Genomic DNA, 18,632 nt, shown 5'->3' with positions numbered 1-18,632 from the left:
GATGTTACTGTATTGCCGTGGTGAGCGACGATAGCGATCCTGTTGTCAAAGTGAATCTTCTCGTATTTGCTGCAAGATAGGAGAGCTTGGCTCGATGAATGAACTCATGACAGTGGTTGCCGCTGCGAAAATATATGCATTTTTCACGTTGATCGTCATTGGTTTTCAGCTCGCACTTACGGTTGGCGCGCCATGGGGCAAACTCTCTATGGGAGGTAAGTTTCCAGGTGTCTATCCAAAGCAGATGAGAATTGTTGCGGTCTTCATGGGCATTTTTCTCGCTTTGCTGGCGCTGATTGTTGGTATCCGTGCGGGATGGATATATCCAGAATGGGTTGGGATATCACATCAGTTGATCTGGCTGGTCATCGTTATCAATGCACTGGGTTTTTTGATGAACATGATCACACCAAGTCGATGGGAAAGAATCATCTGGGCACCAGTGACTTTGATTTTCTTACTTTGTAGTGTGTATATTGGCTGGTCATGAATCTCTCGTCTTTGGATTGAACTCGTCACTCAGTGGATGTAAAGCTCTTGACCAGTGTTGATAGATACAAAATTTGCATAGACCGTAGGAGTGTCCGTGTTCTCATGGTGGTCTATGCATCTCGATGTTGGGCATTTCGGTTTGATCCACATAAGCATCGCGGTGAATAGGCGCGTCTCTATGGCGAATGTGGAATCGACGATATTTAGTTAAAACCAATCGATTTAATAAATTTAATTAAGTTGATTAATCGATGGCCTGCCCCTAGAATCATTTCCGTAGCAGAACTCAATTACCTCTAAGGAGATACAAATGTCTAATGAAGCAAAATGCCCTTTCCATGCTGCGGCGAGCGCGGCTAAAAATATGACGGCAGGTGGCGCACCAACGAATGCGAGTTGGTGGCCGAATCAATTAAAGTTAAATATCTTGCATCAACACGCTCCTAAGTCCAACCCAATGGGCGAAGATTTTGATTATGCAAAAGAATTCAAGACCTTGGACCTGGACGCTGTGGTGCAAGATCTCAAAACGCTGATGACCGACTCGCAAGATTGGTGGCCTGCTGATTGGGGTCACTATGGTGGCTTGATGATACGTATGGCCTGGCATGCTGCTGGTACTTACCGTGTGTCTGATGGACGTGGTGGTGCGGGCACTGGCAATCAACGTTTTGCGCCTTTAAATAGCTGGCCAGATAACGGTAATTTGGATAAAGCACGTCGTTTGCTGTGGCCGATCAAACAAAAATATGGTCGTAAAATTTCTTGGGCAGATCTGTTTGTTTTGGCAGGTAATGTTGCTTTGGAATCGATGGGCTTTAAGACTTTTGGTTTTGCCGGTGGCCGTGCTGACATTTGGCAACCAGAAGAGGATATTTACTGGGGTGCAGAAACTGAATGGCTAGCCACCAGCGATAAACCAAACAGCCGCTACTCGGGAACCCGTGATCTGGAGAATCCTTTAGCTGCGGTGCAAATGGGTTTGATTTACGTGAATCCAGAAGGCCCAGACGGCAACCCTGATCCGATTGCTTCAGGACGCGATGTTCGTGAAACCTTTGCCCGCATGGCGATGAATGATGAAGAAACTGTCGCCTTGATCGCTGGTGGTCATACGTTTGGTAAAGCACATGGTGCAGGCGATCCTAGTTTGGTCGGCCCAGAACCTGAAGCGGCGGGTATCGAAGAACAGGGTTTAGGCTGGATCAATCAATTTGCTTCGGGTAAGGGCGTACACACCACCACCAGTGGTATCGAAGGCGCATGGAAACCAAATCCGACCACGTGGGATAACGGTTATTTTGACATGTTGTTCGGCTACGAATGGGAGCTGACTAAGAGCCCGGCGGGCGCCAAACAATGGGTCGCTAAAGATTGCAAAGCCGAGCATTTGATCCCCGATGCACATGATGCGAATAAAAAACACGCGCCGATGATGACGACTGCGGATTTGTCTTTACGGTTTGATTCTGCTTACGAAAAAATCGCGCGTCGCTTCCATCAAAATCCAGCCGAATTTGCTGACGCTTTTGCCCGCGCTTGGTTTAAATTGACGCATAGAGATTTGGGGCCGGTGACCCGCTATTTGGGTGCTTTGGTGCCACAAGAAACTTTAATTTGGCAAGATCCGATTCCTGCGGTGAATCATGCTTTGATCGATGCTCAAGATATCCTCAGTTTGAAAGCGAAGGTATTAGCCTCAGGTTTGTCGATCGCGGAGTTGGTTAGCACAGCCTGGGCATCGGCATCGACGTTCCGTAGCAGCGATAAACGCGGCGGTGCGAATGGTGCGCGTATTCGTTTAAGCCCACAACGTGATTGGGAAGCGAATCAGCCTTTGCTATTGGCGAAGGTGTTGGCAAAGTTGGAAGCGATACAGCGAGACTTCAATGCGGCACAAACTGGCGGTAAACAAATCTCGCTCGCCGATTTGATCGTACTGGCAGGGGCTGCGGCAATTGAAGCCGCTGCCACAAAAGCTGGGCAAGTCATTGAAGTGCCATTCACTCCAGGACGTATGGACGCGAGCCAAGAGCAAACCGATGTCGAGTCCTTCGCGGTGTTGGAACCCGCGGCAGATGGTTTCCGCAATTATGTTCGCCCGGGCTTGGAAGCGCATGCAGCTGAACTCTTAATCGACAAGGCGCAATTACTGAATTTAAGTGCACCAGAGATGACGGTATTGATCGGTGGCTTACGTTCCTTGAATGCTAATTTTGGACAAACATCACATGGCGTTTTCACTAGTCGCCCAGAAACCTTGAGCAATGACTATTTTGTGAATTTGCTTGATATGGGCACAAAGTGGCAAAAATCCAGCACAGCAGGCGTGCTTGAAGGTCGTGATCGTCATACTGGTGAAGTGAAATGGACAGGCACGACGGTGGATTTGGTCTTCGGTTCGAATTCGCAATTACGTGCGGTGGTTGAAGTGTATGCAAGCAGTGATGCGAAGGCGACTTTCGTGAATGATTTTGTAGCCGCTTGGAACAAAGTCATGAACGCTGATCGTTTTGATTTGGTGTAATTTAACAGCACGCATGCTGGGTTTTTAAATTCAGCATGCGTGATTGAGTGAAAGCAAACACTGAGTAACCATCGAGCGGCCGCTACTTACTAAGTCTCGCTTGACCCTTCACTAAGTGAGATCATCTTTTTCAAAGCGTGAAGCTAAGGGGAGTAATTGCGCCAAAGTCTCAGGAATTCTCAATAACTGCGGGTCCCCAGGATCCGCATTGTCACTTGTGTCGTTGATGCAGAAAAAAGCCAAGTTGCCAAAGCAGGCAAGCAAATTGTCAAATTGCTGCGCAGCATCGGCATCCCCACTGCAAATATAGCGATAGTCAATTTCGTGTAAATTGGCAAGGCCACGGTATAGCATCCAACGCGGCACCAGATCCGGCACGATGGGTGGTCGCTCCCAGTCACGAAAGACGGTTTGTCTGACTAATTCAAACAACTCAGGTGCTTCCCTTTCCAATTCGATCATGACGCTTTTTAACATCGGCCGCGGCGCATGGGCAAAAATGCGATGCACGTGTTGATACTGTGGGTAGCGTTGCTGCAGCCATTGTTTAGATAAGATCGAGGCATTGACTAATGCGGTTTCGTTTTTTTGCAGAACGCCGTAATCTGGGACCGCATTTTTTTCCTTAAATACTGCCACCCCGTCACTGCTAAACCAATGGTCGATATGCACCGGGGCACCAAAAAACACATCGTCATTGAGATAAATGAATCGCTCTGACAAATTGGGAATGTGATGCAGATAAGATTCGATATGACCGGAATCAAAAACTGGCAAAGCCTCAGTCGGCATGATGCTGGCATGATCGATCAGTGTTATATCCTGATTGCAGACTAACCAAGCAGGAATTTGTCTATCCGTTACGAGATAAATATGTCCGTGATCAGGAAAGAATTTTTCTAATGCGCGCAGATTAAAGCGCAGCTCTTGATTGTCACGATAACGTCCGGCGACATCGCCATGCATGGTCAATTGTTGGCGTTCTGGATCCGATGACCCTAATAGCGCGAGTTTGCGTTTTGCTCGCCAGACTGGATCCGCACCATCTACCCATAAATACACAATATCGATTTTTTTCGCAGACAAGTTCACGAGTACTTTTCCAAATTGACAACGGCAGAAACTTACTGGTTACGAGGTAAACAATGTTGCTGCGAAAGAGGCGCTACTTTACCCTATTTTTAGTAAACCATTTTCTGCTCTTCAGATAGTGAAGTGACTACAAACGCATGTTTAAACTTCTGATCATTCAGAAAATTTGAATGTTGCCGACAATTCTCTTTGACCTTTGATGCCATCATTGGTCGCATACTCTCTCATATCGCATCACGCCATTGGTACCAACAAGGATGCGTTGATTTATTCAATAGGAGAGAGAAATATGCTGACGTTAAGAAAATCCCAAGAGCGCGGACATGCTGATCATGGCTGGTTAAAAAGCCAGCATTCATTTTCATTCGCCAATTATTACGATCCGGCACATACGGGCTGGGGTAATTTACTCGTCATCAACGAAGACCGCATCGCCCCAGGTACAGGTTTTGGCACGCATGGTCATCGCGATATGGAAATTATTAGCTATGTGTTGTCAGGTGAGTTGGCGCACAAAGATAGCATGGGTAATGTCAAAGCGATCCCACCAGGCGATGTGCAACGTATGAGTGCTGGTACTGGTGTGCGACATAGTGAATTCAACCATGCAGAAGGTCAGCAAACCCATTTTCTGCAAATCTGGATACAGCCTAGCCGCCTCGGTGTGGTGCCGGGCTATGAACAAAAAACCATCCCCGTAGCCAGCAAACGCGGCAGCTTAGCTTTGGTTGCGTCGCCGGAAGGCCATGGCGATGCGGTGTCGATGAACGCTGATGCTGCTTTATATGCAGGCCTATTTGATGGTGAAGAGCATGCCGAACTGAGCTTAAATCCTAGCCGTAAAGCCTATGTGCATTTGATTCGAGGCGAGTTAAGCGTGAATGGTCACAGCCTAAGTAGCGGCGATGCTTTGCGGATAGAAAATGAAAGTCAATTAGTGCTCAGCGACGGTAAAGATGCCGAAGTTTTGGTGTTTGATCTGGCTGCATAATTTGTACTTAATGACCGCAAGCATAATTCAAGAAATTTTTATAATCTCATAAGGAATCATCATGTTCACGCAATTACAAAACCCATTGTCTTTGATCGCCCGCTTGCTTATGGCAGCTTTGTTTTTACCAGCTGGCATCGCTAAATTAACAGGGTTTGAAGGAACCGTTGGTTATATCACTTCAGTCGGCTTGCCAGCGCCGACCCTAGCTGCCTTAGCAGCCTTAGTGCTGGAAATTGTTGGTGGTGCTGCATTGATTGTCGGCTTAGGCACACGTTTCGCCGCATTGGCTTTAGCTCTCTTTACATTGGTTGCTTCATTCATTTTTCACGCATACTGGTCGGTGCCGGCAGATCAGGTTTTTGTCACACAATTGTTGTTCTTTAAGAATATCGCGGTGGCTGGCGGCTTGATGGCATTGGCGGCATTTGGTGCCGGAACTTGGAGTTTGGATGCGCGTCGTGGGAGTTGAGCTGACCGAATCCGTCGCGGGAACAAAGTTTAACTACAAATCCAAAATACTTTTCGTTGAACATCAACAGTAATTGAGAAATTTATGCCTCTTGAAGCATACAATGGCTGATGCAAATCAGCCTGATCAATTCAAAGACAAATCCAACAATATGAACTCTCCCCGCGATGTTCTAACTCCGGCATCATTGGCGATGTTACAAGCGATTGCCGACGAAGGAAGTTTTGCTGCTGCTGCGCGTAGTTTGACGATAGTGCCGAGCGCGCTGACATATCGTGTCAGGCAGATTGAGGACGCACTCGACGTCCTGTTGTTTGATCGCAGTTCGCGGCAGGCTAAATTGACTGAAGCTGGGGCGGAATTACTGCGTGAAGGGCAGAACCTGTTGGCGGAAGTTGATGCGATCGCCAACCGGGTTAAGCGGGTGGCAACGGGATGGGAGCCACAATTGACGATTGCGATTGATAGCATTATTGATCGTAGTACGGTGATGGAATTGTGTGAAAGTTTTTTTCAACTCAATCCACCGACGAAACTTAAATTACGTGCTGAGACTTTATCCGGAACCCTAGAGGCTTTGATCTCAGGTCAGGCCGATTTGGCCATTGGCGCGGTGATGGATGCGCATGCTAAAGGAGGCTTGCAGCGTGAGTTGTTGGGCAGCGTTTATTTTGCCTTTGCGGTGGCGCCACACCATCCTTTAGCGCAGTTTGAAGAGCCGTTGTCCGATCAGGTAATTCGTAACTATCGAGCGGTGGCGATCGCTGATAGCATCCAGCGTGGGACTAGTATGTCGATCGGTTTATTGACCGGTCAAGATGTGTTTACGGTGGCGGATTTGTCGGCCAAACTCGATGCACAGGTGCGCGCTTTGCAATGGTGGTTGGACCAGTTGCATGCGCCTGTGACGCGGGCGGCATTGTTGGGCGTGCGTTGATAGCTCAGATGTAGTTTACCCTATCGTCTCAAAAACTTGGTACAAGATTAATGAAGTCGCAATCACTAGCATCGTATCCTTCCCACAAGCCTTTGAGAATAGTTTACTATCACTGTTTATTTATACAGTGTGAGGTTTGAGCATGATAGGACGCATTGCGGGAAGCTTAATCGAAAAAAATCCTCCTCAAATCATGGTCGATTGCCAAGGTGTCGGTTATGAAATCGATGTGCCTATGAGCACTTTCTATAATTTGCCCGCAATCGGCGAGAAGGTGGCCCTATTAACTCATCTGGCGATTCGTGAGGATGCCCATGTTTTGTTTGGCTTTGGTACAGCCGAAGAACGCACGACCTTCAAACAGTTAATCAAAATCAGTGGCGTCGGTGCGCGCACTGCTTTATCGATCTTGTCTGGTATGTCGGTGGCGGATCTTGCCCAGGCGATTACTTTGCAAGAAGCTGGTCGTTTGACGCGCGTACCTGGTATTGGAAAAAAAACCGCCGAACGTTTATTGTTGGAGCTCAAAGGTAAGTTGGGAGCCGATCTTGGTGCAGCGGGAGTTGCCGCTGCGGCCGGCGATCATAGTTCGGATATTCTGAACGCCTTATTGGCTCTTGGCTATTCTGATAAAGAAGCACTGGCTGCATTGAAATTAGTGCCTGCTGGATCGGGTGTTTCGGATGGGATTAAAGCGGCATTGAAAGCTTTATCGAAGAGCTAATGCCGATGAACCTAGATAGGTTTTTGAGCTGTCATTCCCGTGAAGGCGGGAATCTAGCGACGTTAGGGGCTTTCGATGGTCAAGCATCAAGATAATGGGCTCCTGACTTCGCAGGAGCAACGCGAGAAGTTGTGTAGTCTCGATGAAATGACAAGAAATATTGTGGTCGCTACTTTATGTAGTAAAGAAAATTATGAGCATACAAACCGACAATCTCACCTCGCAACTCGTTGACACGCGCATCATCGCGGCGACGCCGACTTCGCCAAATGAAGAAGCGATTGAACGTGCCTTGCGTCCTAAGCAGCTCGATGAATATGTGGGGCAAGAAAAAATCCGGGATCAGCTTGAGATCTTTATCGGTGCGGCGCGCCAGCGTAAAGAAGCGCTCGATCACACGTTGTTGTTCGGTCCACCGGGCTTGGGCAAGACAACTTTGGCGCACATTATTGCGCGCGAGATGGGCGTGAATTTGCGTCAGACCTCTGGGCCAGTACTGGAGCGTGCTGGTGACTTGGCTGCTTTGTTGACCAATCTCGAAGCCAATGATGTTCTATTTATCGATGAAATTCATCGTCTCTCCCCGGTGGTGGAAGAGATTTTGTACCCAGCTTTAGAAGACTACCAAATCGACATCATGATCGGTGAAGGCCCAGCAGCACGCTCGGTTAAGCTCGATTTGCAGCCATTTACTTTGGTTGGTGCGACCACCCGCGCGGGGATGTTGACCAATCCTTTGCGTGATCGTTTCGGTATCGTAGCGCGCTTGGAGTTTTACACTTCAGAAGAGTTGAGCCGCATCGTGACCCGTTCGGCGTCATTGCTGGAGGTACCGATTAAAGAAGATGGTGCTTTCGAAATTGCCAAACGTGCACGTGGTACACCTCGGATTGCCAATCGCCTGTTGCGTCGCGTACGTGACTATGTACAAGTTAAAGGAGACGGTGAAATTACCAAACCGATGGCCGATGCAGCGTTGAAGATGCTTGATGTGGATACAGTTGGTTTTGACCTGATGGATAGAAAACTTTTGGAGGCGATCTTGTTCAAATTTGGCGGTGGCCCCGTCGGCTTAGATAATGTCGCCGCAGCGATTGGCGAAGAACGCGATACCATTGAAGACGTGTTGGAGCCATATCTGATTCAACAAGGCTATCTACAGCGCACACCACGTGGGCGTATTGCGACGGCTAGTGCCTATGAGCATTTTGGATTGACCGCGCCGCGCACGAATCCGAATGGGGATTTGTGGGGCGGATAACAAGCTCTTTATACTAGTTGTAGTTATTGGTGTATCGAAATCCATACTTTGTATTAATTCTGATACATCTAGCTAAATTTTCTGTCCCTCATAGTAGAAGTGATTTCTTTCTGAAGCTTCTGTTTTATTCTTGTATTTATTTCGATACAGTCTATTCTGTTAAAATTGTCGCGTGTAATGCTAAGTCCTTGATTTTGCAGCTTGTGCTGCGATTGAAAAACTTGGCATGGCAATTGCTAATTCACAGCAATTGATGATTTTTCGAGGTGACTATGCTGCAAGAAGCCGGGCGCGCTGGGGCGCTACTTACGATCGATTTGCGCGCATTGCGTGCGAATTACCGTTATTTGCAAGGGCGCTTGGGTAAAGCGGCCTGTGGTGCGGCGGTGAAAGCCGATGCTTATGGCTTGGGTGCGATTCCCGTTTCTAAAGCTTTGGTGGATGAAGGTTGCCGCCATTTGTTTGTCGCGCAACTGGAAGAGGCGATTAGTTTGCGCGCCCACATTCCAAGTGATGTGGCGATTTATGTCATGCACGGTTCGCCAGTTGGCTATGAAGCCGAGTTTATCGAATACGGCTGTACGCCAGTTTTGAATAGCCTTGATCAAATTGCTGCTTGGCGCAAGCTAGCCCATACACGTAAAGAAAATTTACCCGCTGTGATCCAGATCGATACGGGCATGGCTCGCATGGGACTGTCACAGGCGGAGTTGGTTACGTGGTTGAATGATTTCAGCATCACTGAAGGCATCGATGTTCGTTACGCGATGAGTCATTTGGCCTGCGCTGAAGATCAACTCGACCCCATGAATCAAATGCAGTTAAAGGGCTTTCAACATTTGTTGGAGCAATTGCGTCAACAATACCCGGGCTTAAAAGCTAGCTTCTCCAATTCTTCAGGCATCTTCTTGGGAACCGATTTCCATTTTGACTTGGCACGTCCAGGTGCGGCTTTGTATGGTGTTGCCCCAGTGGCGGGGCAGGCGAGTCCTATGCATTCCGTAGTGCAGCTGCAAGGACGGATTATTCAGACGCGTGAAATTCCGATGGGCGCGAGCGTTGGCTATAGCAAGACTTGGCGCGCTACTCAACCCTCCAAGATTGCCACCGTTTCAGTCGGTTATGCCGATGGTTGGTTGCGCAGTTTGAGTAATTGCGGCGTGGCGCATATCGCCGGCGTCGAAGTGCCTATGGTGGGTAATGTGTCCATGGATACGATTACCTTAAACGTCAGCCACGTCGATCCCCAGCTGTTATATCCGGGTGCCTTGGTGGATTTAATTTGTCCCAATAACACCGTTGATCAAGTCGCGAAACGCGCTGGCACCATCGGTTATGAAATTTTGACCAGCTTAGGTCCGCGCTACCAACGTCACTACATCGACGCTTGATCCCACTACCGAATTCACGCAATTAATTTATACAGGAACATACAAATGAAAATAGTCATCTTGGGAGCAGGCGTCATCGGTACTTCCACCGCCTATTACCTCGCCAAAGCTGGACATGAAGTCACCGTGATTGAACGTCAAGGCGGTGCTGCCTTAGAGACCAGTTTTGCGAACGCAGGAGAAGTCTCTCCTGGTTATTCTGCACCGTGGGCTGGCCCTGGCGTGCCGATGAAAGCGGTTAAATGGTTGATGATGGAACACAGTCCTTTGGCAATTCGCCCAAGCACCGATCCTGCGATGTGGCGCTGGGTGTTTCAGATGTTAATGAACTGCACAAGCAAGCGTTACGAAATCAATAAAGGTCGTATGTTGCGCATGGCGCAGTATAGTCGCGATGTCTTGCAGCAATTGCGTGAAGATACGGGCATTTCCTATGACGAACGCACTCAAGGGACTTTGCAGTTGTTCCGCAATCAGCAACAACTCGATGGATCGCAAGCCGATATCGATATTCTCAAACGCTATGGCGTGCCGTATGAAACCTTGAGCGGCGATGAATGTTTGCGGGTTGAACCTGCGTTGAAAAACGTGCGTGAAAAATTTGTTGGAGCCTTGCGTTTGCCAGGTGATGAAACTGGTGACTGCTTTAAATTCACGCAAAATCTGGCGAAATTGGCAGAAGGCTTGGGCGTCAAATTTGAATATGGCGTCAGCATAGAACGCATCATTGCCGAAGGTGATCAAATCAAGAGCGTGCAAACGTCCAAAGGTCAATTCACTGCGGATAAATTTGTGTTGGCACTAGGCAGCTATTCGCCAATTTTGTTGCGCGAACTAGGTATCAAGATTCCTGTGTACCCAATCAAAGGCTATTCAATCACAGTACCGATTACTGACGCTTCAGGAGCACCTGAATCGACGGTGATGGATGAAACATACAAAGTCGCGATCACGCGCTTGGGCGATCGTATCCGCGTTGGTGGTACTGCTGAAATCACTGGTTACGACTTACGTTTGCGTGAATCACGTCGTAAGACTTTAGTGCATTCGGTAACAGATTTATTCCCGCAAGGTGGTGATGTCAGCAAAGCAGAATTCTGGACTGGCCTGCGTCCAATGACACCGGACGGCACGCCGATTGTCGGTCCAACGCCTTATCGTAATTTATTCTTAAATACCGGTCATGGAACTTTGGGATGGACGATGTCATGCGGTTCAGGCCAATTCCTCGCTGACTTAATATCTGGCAAGAAACCAGCGATTTCGACTGAAGGCTTGTACATGGATCGTTATGGCAGCATGAATCGCCCGATTGCGATTTAAGATGAAATTCAAATTCCCTCATGGTCTCGGTATTGAGGGATTTAGTTTGGTATTGAAACCTGTAACAAGAAAGTCTAAGCATGCGCGTCAACATTCCCTTTGAAGATCGAGTCGGTATCGCTCACGAGATTCTCGCGGTATTGGCGCGTCAGGGCTTGAACGTGCAGGCGGTTGAAGTTGATCCGCCTAATATCTATATCGACATCCCCGAATTAAAACAAAGCATGCTCGCCAGTTTGCAAGCCGATTGTGATCAGGTCGCTGGGGTTGGGACGATAGAAGTCGTCGATATTTTGCCGGGTATGCGTCGCAGCCTTAATCTCGACACGATTATGGCGGTGATGGAAGATCCGGTGCTGGCGATTGATGCGCTTGGGCGTATCGTGATCGCGAATGCCGCTGCCGCTGAAGTAGCGCGTTGCAGTGAAAAAGAACTCTGTCAAAAATCCCTCTATCAAGTGCTGCAAGACAGTACGATTCAGCATGAATTGATCGCTAACGAGTTTTGCGCACCAACGCGCGAAGTGCTGTTGAATGGCGAGCCTTTCATGATGGATGTGACGCCTGTGTTTGAGCCACTGTCGGCAGGCACAGCCAGTGATGGTAAAGCGGTTGGTGCTTTATTGACACTGACTGCGCCTAAACGCATAGGCGAGCGCTTACATGCGATTTCACGTGCTGAGATTGGCGGCTTTGAAGCCATCATTGGCGACTCAGAACAAGTTCGTGTATTGAAAAAACGTGCTGCGCGAGTCGCTGTGGTGGATGCACCATTGTTGATCACCGGTGAAACAGGCACTGGTAAAGAATTGCTGGCACAAGCCTGTCATGGTGTCAGTGCACGAAGTAATGCACCGTTTCTTGAATTAAATTGCGCTGCCTTGCCTGAGAGTCTGGCTGAGAGTGAGTTGTTCGGTTACATGGCTGGCGCATTTACTGGTGCGAATCGTGGCGGTAAGCCAGGCTTATTTGAAATGGCCGATGGTGGTACGGTATTTCTGGATGAAGTCGGCGAGATGTCGCTGTACTTGCAAGCCAAGTTATTGCGCTTCTTGAACGATGGAAAGTTCCGTCGTATCGGCGGTGACAAAGAAATTCAAGTCGATGTCCGCATCATTAGCGCGACGCACAGGAATCTACGCAAGATGGTGCAAGAAGGAAGTTTTCGCGAAGATCTGTTCTATCGCTTGAACGTCTTGCACTTAGAAATGCCACCATTGCGTGAACGTTCCGACGATATTTTATTGTTAGCCCGTCACTTCATTGAACGTGCATGTACGCAAGCGCAGAAGCCCATTTCACGCCTCAATCAGGCGGCAACGACGGCGATGCTCAACAACCGTTGGCCTGGCAATGTACGGCAGCTTCAGAATGTGGTGTTCCGTGCGATTACCATGGCCGATCAGCGCGTGCTCGATGCTGCTGATTTGGATTGGGCGGAAGATTCTATGCAGGCGGAAGCGGTGGTCTTTGAAGAGGCAGAGACTTGGGAGGCCTCGGTCAATCAATTTGAATCGGCATTGCTTAACAAGCTCTATCAGGAATATCCATCCAGCCGAAAACTAGCTGCGCGCCTAGATACCTCTCATTCCATGATTGCCGCAAAATTGCGCAAGCATGGGATTCCTAAGAAATAGATCTGTTTGGATTTAGTTTAGATTGCCTAAATCGGGATTCTCAGGGTCTTCTGGTAGATTAACCGCGGGAATTGTATATTTTTCTTCAGCCCAAGCGCCTAAATCAATTTGCTTGCAACGTTCTGAACAAAACGGACGAAACGTGTTTTCATGAGACCAAACGACTTTCGCCGCGCAGGTGGGGCAGGATACGACAGTTGCCATAATTGGGTAAATTAAAAGTTACGTAGTTCAGAAGTTGCAGAGAGTCAGATCGAAAGGCACATCGCCTTCGTAAGGCTTTGGTTTCATATCGCCATCTTGTGACATGATGCGTATCCACAGCATGTACTTATTCGCTGAAATTTCGGGAATAGCGCCCATACCTTGATCGATTGAGACGCGCAGGAGTTGATAGACTTTGCCTTGTAACATTTGCTGATAGCTGCCAGCTTGTGCGATCACCTTGGTGGTGCCACCAGATTCACGCAGTAATCTTAAAACGACATTGATCGCGTCAAATAAGGGGGCAATCGGTGCAAACCAAGTGGAAATATCAGCAAAGCGTTTTTCTGCAGGCAGTTTTTTCCAGGCGTGATAACTCGGTAAATCAAATTCGCAGGCACCACCAGGAATGATGGTCCGACCACGAATGCTCATTAACCATTCATTATCCCGAATGTGTTGCCCAGTTTTTCCTGTAGATCCCATTAAATTGCCACTGGCACGTTCGACGTCACTGATGACTTGATCAAGCATATCGGCTTGCACGTTTGGATTTGATTTAAAGCCGATTAAGGTATTTTTCTGCCTATCCAATTCCTGCAATAAATCGGATTTTAAGTCAGCGCGGCCTGCCACTTCGAGCATCTCAAAAATGGTGGCAATCGCGACGTGATGTTGCAGTGGATCTGACTGGTGCAAGAAAAACGAAAACTTTTCGTACAGGTCTTCTAACCGCAATAACGTGCGAATACGCTCGTTGAAAGGGTATTCGTAAACAATCAAAATAAATTCCCTGGAAATATGGTGCTTATGCAGTGCGCAATGAGTATCTCGTGATTCTGAACCAAGCTGAGGAAAATTACAAACATTGCGTGTGTTTGTTTAGGCATGTTTGCATAATTTTAGATATTTTTGATGTAGTTGCTCGACTTGCTGCCTAACCAAACTTAAATCTTGCTCAGAATTGATCACATCGTCCGCATGTTCTAAGCGCTTTTCGCGCGTCACTTGCGCGCGCATGATATCCAAAACTTGTTCGCGATTAAATCGATTGCGCTTGATTACCCGATCTATTTGTGTTTCTTCGGCGCAGTCGACTACTAAGACTTTTTGTACTCGTTCTAACCAGTTCCCAGACTCGATTAGCAAAGGAACGACAAACATCAGATACGATCCTTGAGCCATCTGAGCTTCAGCTTCACATGACTGACGAATCTGTGGGTGCAGGATCTTTTCTAATTGCTGTTTAGCGTCAGGATTTTTGAATACGTGCTCGCGCATTTTTTGTCGGTCCATTGCGCCATCCTCGGCAATAAACTCGACACCAAACTCTTTTTGTATCGCAGGGATTGCCGCGCCGCCTCGTATAGTCAAGTTATGCGCAATCAAATCGGTGTCAATGATACTGACACCTAGTTCGGCGAAAAAATTGGCGACGGTAGTTTTACCGCAGCCTATTCCACCAGTTAGCCCGACACTGAAGCTGCTATTGACTGATATTGTCTTAGTGGTGTTTGACATCTCAATTGATTAAGCCCAAATACTGACTATTGATATGATGTCCCCAGACGAGAGCGATCAGTCCTGCAATGGCAAGATACGGGCCAAAAGGAATCGGTTTGCCTTTGCCAAGTTTGCCCAACACCATCATAGAGATCCCAATGACTGCGCCCACTGCAGAAGATAATAAAATAATCAGCGGTAACATACCCCAGCCCATCCAGGCACCAAGTGCAGCGAGTAATTTAAAATCACCATAGCCCATACCTTCTTTGCCGGTGACGAGTTTGAAAATCCAATAGACTGACCACAAAGAAAGATAACCAGCGATTGCACCGATGACAGCGCTATCAAGTGAAGTAAACGTACCATGTAGGTTAATTAAGAGACCCGCCCACATCAATGGAAGTGTTAGATCATCTGGCAGAAGTTGGGTGTCAGCATCAATGAACGTCATGGCGATCAAAAACCAGACGAATACGACTGCACCCATTCCCGCAATGCCGCTACCAAAATGCCAAACCATATAGCCACTTAGCAAACCAGTAATAGCTTCTATAATGGGATAGCGCTTTGAAATCGGCGCTTGGCAGCCACGGCATTTGCCCGCAATCATCAAATAGCTAATGACAGGAATATTTTCTAGCGCACTGATTGGATGTTGACAATGCGGGCAAGCTGATCGCGGTACGATCAGGTTATAGCGGGTGGTATGAACTGGCTCCTTGCCAGATTCACTGGCAACGTAATTGTCCGATTCTCGTTGCATCATAATCGGTAGTCGATGGATTACGACATTTAAAAAACTACCGATCAACAGCCCTAGTACGGAAAAGGCAATGGTGCTGGCCAGATTTTCTGGAGCAGCAAAAAAAATTAATTCAAGCATTAGACCACCGAACCAAGTTTGAAAATTGGTAAATACATCGCAACGACCAAACCGCCAATGATGACACCTAAAATCGCCATGATCATCGGTTCCATCAATGCAGATAAGTTAGCAACTGCCTCGTCGACTTCTTCCTCGTAGAAGTCTGCGACTTTGCCAAGCATGCCATCTAAAGCGCCGGATTCTTCGCCAATTGCAACCATTTGTGTAACCATGCTAGGAAAAACTCCAGAATTTTGCATGGCGACGGTTAGACTAGTCCCTGTGGTCACCTCAGTTTGAATTTTGATTGTGGCATCGAGATAGACTGCGTTGCCAGAGGCGCCACCGACAGAATCAAGCGCTTCCACTAATGGAACACCGGCTGAGAACATTGTCGCTAAAGTCCGAGTCCAGCGGGCAATGGTCGCCTTGCGTATGACCACACCAAAAATTGGGGCCTGAAGTAAAATTCTATCCATAAAACGCTGCATTTCGAGTGAGCGCCTCCACGATTGAATGAAAAAATATATTGCGCCAAAAATACCACCGAAAATGAAATACCAATTCGTCACAAAGAAATCTGATATCGCCATGACCATTAGTGTAGGCGCTGGTAAGTCAGCGCCGAAGCTTGTAAAAACTTCTTTAAATGCTGGCACGACCCAAATCATAATGACAGCAGTTACGATAAATGCGATCGAGAGAATCGCAATTGGGTAGGTGAGCGCGGATTTGATTTTTGCTTTGATTGCGAGTGTCTTTTCTTTGTAAATCGCTAATCGGGTCAGCAAGTCTTCCAAAATACCAGCTTGTTCCCCTGCTCCCACTAAATTGCAAAATAGAGGATCGAAGTACAATGGATATTTGCGAAAAGCCTGATTTAAGCTGGTTCCTGTCTCAATATCCCCACGAATATCTAGCAATAATTTGGATACCGAAGGATTGGCGTGACCTTTACCGACAATATCAAATGATTGCAGAAGTGGTACACCAGCCTTCATCATCGTCGCCAGCTGTCGGGTGAATAAAGTGATGTCTCTATCTGTGATTTTTTTACCTGAACTATAGTTTTTCTTTTTAATTTTCGTAACCATTACACCCTGACGGCGTAAAGTCGCACTGACAATCGCTTCACCGCCGGCACGCGTTTCTCCCTTGACGACTTTGCCTTGTCTATCCTTGCCTTCCCAGGAATACAGATGTTCTTTGATTTGTGCAGGTTTCGTACTTTTAGGTGCTGGCGTTGCCATCTCCGGTTCCTTTTATTGTTATTCGTTTGTACAGCCGAGAACTTCTTCCAAGCTCGTTAAGCCTTGACGTACTTTTTGCAATCCAGATCGGCGTAAACCTTTTACTCCTTCGGATTCTGATTGCTTACGTATCTCTAGTGCCGTGCCATTCGCTAATATAATTTTTTCGATCGCCTCGGTGATGGGCATAATTTGGTAGATACCAACCCGCCCTTTGTACCCAGAGCCATTGCAACGCTCGCAGCCAACAGGACCATTGGCTTTCCAAGTACCATCCAATTCTTCCTCTAAAAAGCCAGCTGCTAATAAAACTTCATCAAGGATTTCGACAGGTTTTTTGCAGGTGCAAAGGCGACGAGTGAGGCGTTGCGCTGTAATCAAAATAACGGAGGAGGCGATATTAAATGGAGCCACCCCCATATTCATCAGGCGCGTCAAGGTTGAAGGGGCGTCGTTGGTGTGTAAAGTGGAAAATACCATGTGACCAGTTTGCGCAGCCTTGATGGCAATGTCTGCAGTTTCTAAGTCGCGAATCTCACCCACCATAATGATGTCAGGATCTTGACGTAAGAATGACTTGAGGGCGACTGGAAAAGTCAAACCAGCCCGGTCATTAATATTGACTTGATTCACACCCGGTAAATTAATTTCAGCAGGATCTTCCGCGGTCGAAATATTGATACCCGGCTTATTAATTACATTTAAGCAAGTGTACAGAGAGACGGTCTTACCAGAGCCTGTAGGGCCAGTGACCAGTACCATTCCATAAGGACGCTGAATTGCCTCCATCAATATTTCTTTTTGGTCTGGGTCGTAGCCTAGTGCATCAATACCCATCTGCGCTTGTGATCCATCCAAAATACGCATAACGATTTTTTCGCCGAACAGTGTAGGCAAAGTGCTTACCCGGAAATCGATCGCTTTATTGGCCGATAATACTAATTTCATTCGACCATCTTGCGGCACACGTTTTTCAGAAATGTCGAGCTTGGAAATAACTTTAATACGTGAAACCAGTTTGTCCTTAATAGCCAATGGTGGTTGCGCAATCTCCCGCAATTCGCCGTCAACTCGGAATCGAATCCGATAAAATTTTTCAAATGGCTCGAAGTGAAGATCGGAAGCGCCTAGGTTAATAGCGTCGACTAACATTTTTTGCAGGAATTTAACGATCGGTGCATCGTCGACTTCCGCTGCTTGTGCGTCGGCGACGCCGGAATTGAGATCTTCTTCTTTAAATTCAATGTCGAAATCATCACCGCTAAGATCGGTGATCGATTGCTCCGAAGTTTTATTGATTTTCTCTATGAGCTTTTGCAACAGGTCGTGTTGCACGATCACAATATCAACGCTTAAACCAGTTTGAAATTTGATCTGATCGATAGCGATGGTATTTGTCGGGTCAGAAATACCCACCGACACTTTGTTACCCTTCTTAGAGAGTGCAATCACCCTTTGTGTTTGCATCATTCTGGCGTCAATGATTTTGTCAGGCAACATAGACTCATCAAAGACACTTAAATCTAATTGTGGATAACCAAAAGTTTCCGAGCAAAAAGTCGCTAAATCTCGTGCGTTGATCGCCCCATTCTGTAGCAAACCATCGAGAAAATTAGCTTTTTCGATTTGTACCTTTTTCTGTACAGCTTCAAGTTGTGCAGGTGTAAGTAAATTTGCCTGTATGAGTGCACGGGCTAAACCCGAAGCAGGTGGTGCGGAAGCAGAATTTGGTGGGACAGCTGACATAGTTTCTTTGTATCGAAGAGGATGTGTAAATGCTTGCTTTGTGATAATGCAACTAAGTAAGACTTTTGTAAACAGGCATCTTACTTGGTAATTAGGAGCGAAGCTCTGCCTAGTGCTGTCTTTATGTTGTAATTGGCGTCCTTCTCTTTGGAAAAGTGCTTAATTTTCAACTTTTCCCTGAAATATTGAGAGCTGGGGGGAGGTGTTACGTGAG

At 47.3% G+C, this 18,632-nt stretch carries 17 protein-coding genes; 10 read left to right on the top strand and 7 right to left on the bottom strand.

Annotation, left to right across the window (positions count from 1 at the left end):
- Positions 1 to 94 precede the first annotated feature (94 nt).
- Positions 95 to 490, top strand: a complete 396-nt coding sequence (locus H8K52_RS07020) for a hypothetical protein (RefSeq protein ID WP_186922173.1) — start codon at positions 95 to 97, stop codon at positions 488 to 490.
- Positions 491 to 802: 312 nt separating this feature from the next.
- On the top strand, positions 803 to 3,019 hold the full coding sequence (gene katG / locus H8K52_RS07015) for a catalase/peroxidase HPI (RefSeq protein WP_186922172.1): 2,217 nt from the start codon (positions 803 to 805) through the stop codon (positions 3,017 to 3,019).
- 111 nt (positions 3,020 to 3,130) lie between these two features.
- Here katG and H8K52_RS07010 read toward each other — a convergent pair whose 3' ends face one another.
- Positions 3,131 to 4,111, bottom strand: a complete 981-nt coding sequence (locus tag H8K52_RS07010; RefSeq protein ID WP_186922171.1) for a Stealth CR1 domain-containing protein — start codon at positions 4,109 to 4,111, stop codon at positions 3,131 to 3,133.
- 289 nt (positions 4,112 to 4,400) lie between these two features.
- Here H8K52_RS07010 and H8K52_RS07005 point away from each other — a divergent pair, with 289 nt between their 5' ends.
- From H8K52_RS07005 to H8K52_RS06970, 8 genes are all read left to right on the top strand, one after another.
- The gene (locus tag H8K52_RS07005; protein WP_186922170.1) at positions 4,401 to 5,102 is read left to right on the top strand and encodes a pirin family protein; all 702 of its coding nucleotides are present in this window, start codon (positions 4,401 to 4,403) and stop codon (positions 5,100 to 5,102) included.
- A 61-nt stretch (positions 5,103 to 5,163) separates the two neighbouring features.
- Positions 5,164 to 5,574 carry a DoxX family protein gene (locus H8K52_RS07000; protein WP_186922169.1) on the top strand — a complete coding sequence of 137 codons (411 nt, stop codon included), beginning with the start codon at positions 5,164 to 5,166 and terminating at the stop codon, positions 5,572 to 5,574.
- A gap of 151 nt (positions 5,575 to 5,725) precedes the next feature.
- Positions 5,726 to 6,511 carry a LysR family transcriptional regulator gene (locus tag H8K52_RS06995; protein WP_186922213.1) on the top strand — a complete coding sequence of 262 codons (786 nt, stop codon included), beginning with the start codon at positions 5,726 to 5,728 and terminating at the stop codon, positions 6,509 to 6,511.
- A 142-nt stretch (positions 6,512 to 6,653) separates the two neighbouring features.
- Complete coding sequence (gene ruvA / locus H8K52_RS06990) at positions 6,654 to 7,235, top strand: Holliday junction branch migration protein RuvA (protein ID WP_186922168.1); 582 nt, start codon at positions 6,654 to 6,656, stop codon at positions 7,233 to 7,235.
- A gap of 193 nt (positions 7,236 to 7,428) precedes the next feature.
- Positions 7,429 to 8,496: a Holliday junction branch migration DNA helicase RuvB gene (ruvB, locus tag H8K52_RS06985; protein WP_186922167.1), complete on the top strand. Its 1,068-nt coding sequence runs from the start codon at positions 7,429 to 7,431 to the stop codon at positions 8,494 to 8,496.
- Between the two features lie 272 nt (positions 8,497 to 8,768).
- Positions 8,769 to 9,887: an alanine racemase gene (gene alr / locus H8K52_RS06980; protein ID WP_186922166.1), complete on the top strand. Its 1,119-nt coding sequence runs from the start codon at positions 8,769 to 8,771 to the stop codon at positions 9,885 to 9,887.
- A 45-nt stretch (positions 9,888 to 9,932) separates the two neighbouring features.
- Positions 9,933 to 11,210, top strand: coding sequence for a D-amino acid dehydrogenase (locus H8K52_RS06975; protein ID WP_186922165.1), 1,278 nt, complete (start codon positions 9,933 to 9,935; stop codon positions 11,208 to 11,210).
- Between the two features lie 80 nt (positions 11,211 to 11,290).
- Positions 11,291 to 12,847, top strand: coding sequence for a sigma-54-dependent transcriptional regulator (locus tag H8K52_RS06970; protein WP_186922164.1), 1,557 nt, complete (start codon positions 11,291 to 11,293; stop codon positions 12,845 to 12,847).
- Between the two features lie 12 nt (positions 12,848 to 12,859).
- On the opposite strand, the gene H8K52_RS06965 is transcribed toward H8K52_RS06970, so the two are convergent.
- The 6 genes from H8K52_RS06965 to pilB all read right to left on the bottom strand — a co-directional run bounded on the left by H8K52_RS06965 (position 12,860) and on the right by pilB (position 18,418).
- A complete protein-coding gene (locus tag H8K52_RS06965; protein WP_186922163.1) occupies positions 12,860 to 13,051 on the bottom strand; it encodes a DNA gyrase inhibitor YacG in 192 nt (63 codons plus the stop codon).
- Between the two features lie 27 nt (positions 13,052 to 13,078).
- Entirely contained in the window at positions 13,079 to 13,834 is a 756-nt protein-coding gene (zapD, locus tag H8K52_RS06960) for a cell division protein ZapD (RefSeq protein WP_186922162.1), read from the bottom strand.
- A 99-nt stretch (positions 13,835 to 13,933) separates the two neighbouring features.
- Entirely contained in the window at positions 13,934 to 14,572 is a 639-nt protein-coding gene (coaE, locus tag H8K52_RS06955; RefSeq protein WP_186922161.1) for a dephospho-CoA kinase, read from the bottom strand.
- Between the two features lies 1 nt (position 14,573).
- Positions 14,574 to 15,440: a prepilin peptidase gene (locus tag H8K52_RS06950; RefSeq protein WP_186922160.1), complete on the bottom strand. Its 867-nt coding sequence runs from the start codon at positions 15,438 to 15,440 to the stop codon at positions 14,574 to 14,576.
- Entirely contained in the window at positions 15,440 to 16,672 is a 1,233-nt protein-coding gene (locus tag H8K52_RS06945) for a type II secretion system F family protein (RefSeq protein WP_186922159.1), read from the bottom strand. Before H8K52_RS06945 ends, H8K52_RS06950 begins: the two co-directional genes overlap by 1 nt.
- Positions 16,673 to 16,690: 18 nt before the next feature.
- Positions 16,691 to 18,418 (bottom strand): type IV-A pilus assembly ATPase PilB, encoded by a 1,728-nt coding sequence (gene pilB, locus H8K52_RS06940; protein ID WP_186922158.1) that lies wholly within the window; start codon positions 18,416 to 18,418, stop codon positions 16,691 to 16,693.
- Positions 18,419 to 18,632: the final 214 nt, after the last annotated feature.

Source organism: Affinundibacterium seohonense, from assembly GCF_014284305.1.
Lineage (GTDB): Bacteria > Pseudomonadota > Gammaproteobacteria > Burkholderiales > Burkholderiaceae_D > Undibacterium > Undibacterium seohonense.
This window is presented reverse-complemented; position numbering and strand designations above follow the sequence as displayed.

Bases quoted from the DNA above. Each gene is read 5' to 3' on its own strand.
- H8K52_RS07020 (WP_186922173.1), top strand. From the start codon at position 95: ATGAATGAACTCATGACAGTGGTTGCCGCTGCGAAAATATATGCATTT.
- katG (WP_186922172.1), top strand. From the start codon at position 803: ATGTCTAATGAAGCAAAATGCCCTTTCCATGCTGCGGCGAGCGCGGCT.
- H8K52_RS07005 (WP_186922170.1), top strand. From the start codon at position 4,401: ATGCTGACGTTAAGAAAATCCCAAGAGCGCGGACATGCTGATCATGGC.
- H8K52_RS07000 (WP_186922169.1), top strand. From the start codon at position 5,164: ATGTTCACGCAATTACAAAACCCATTGTCTTTGATCGCCCGCTTGCTT.
- H8K52_RS06995 (WP_186922213.1), top strand. From the start codon at position 5,726: ATGAACTCTCCCCGCGATGTTCTAACTCCGGCATCATTGGCGATGTTA.
- ruvA (WP_186922168.1), top strand. From the start codon at position 6,654: ATGATAGGACGCATTGCGGGAAGCTTAATCGAAAAAAATCCTCCTCAA.
- ruvB (WP_186922167.1), top strand. From the start codon at position 7,429: ATGAGCATACAAACCGACAATCTCACCTCGCAACTCGTTGACACGCGC.
- alr (WP_186922166.1), top strand. From the start codon at position 8,769: ATGCTGCAAGAAGCCGGGCGCGCTGGGGCGCTACTTACGATCGATTTG.
- H8K52_RS06975 (WP_186922165.1), top strand. From the start codon at position 9,933: ATGAAAATAGTCATCTTGGGAGCAGGCGTCATCGGTACTTCCACCGCC.
- H8K52_RS06970 (WP_186922164.1), top strand. From the start codon at position 11,291: ATGCGCGTCAACATTCCCTTTGAAGATCGAGTCGGTATCGCTCACGAG.
- H8K52_RS06965 (WP_186922163.1), bottom strand. From the start codon at position 13,051: ATGGCAACTGTCGTATCCTGCCCCACCTGCGCGGCGAAAGTCGTTTGG.
- coaE (WP_186922161.1), bottom strand. From the start codon at position 14,572: ATGTCAAACACCACTAAGACAATATCAGTCAATAGCAGCTTCAGTGTC.
- H8K52_RS06950 (WP_186922160.1), bottom strand. From the start codon at position 15,440: ATGCTTGAATTAATTTTTTTTGCTGCTCCAGAAAATCTGGCCAGCACC.
- H8K52_RS06945 (WP_186922159.1), bottom strand. From the start codon at position 16,672: ATGGCAACGCCAGCACCTAAAAGTACGAAACCTGCACAAATCAAAGAA.
- pilB (WP_186922158.1), bottom strand. From the start codon at position 18,418: ATGTCAGCTGTCCCACCAAATTCTGCTTCCGCACCACCTGCTTCGGGT.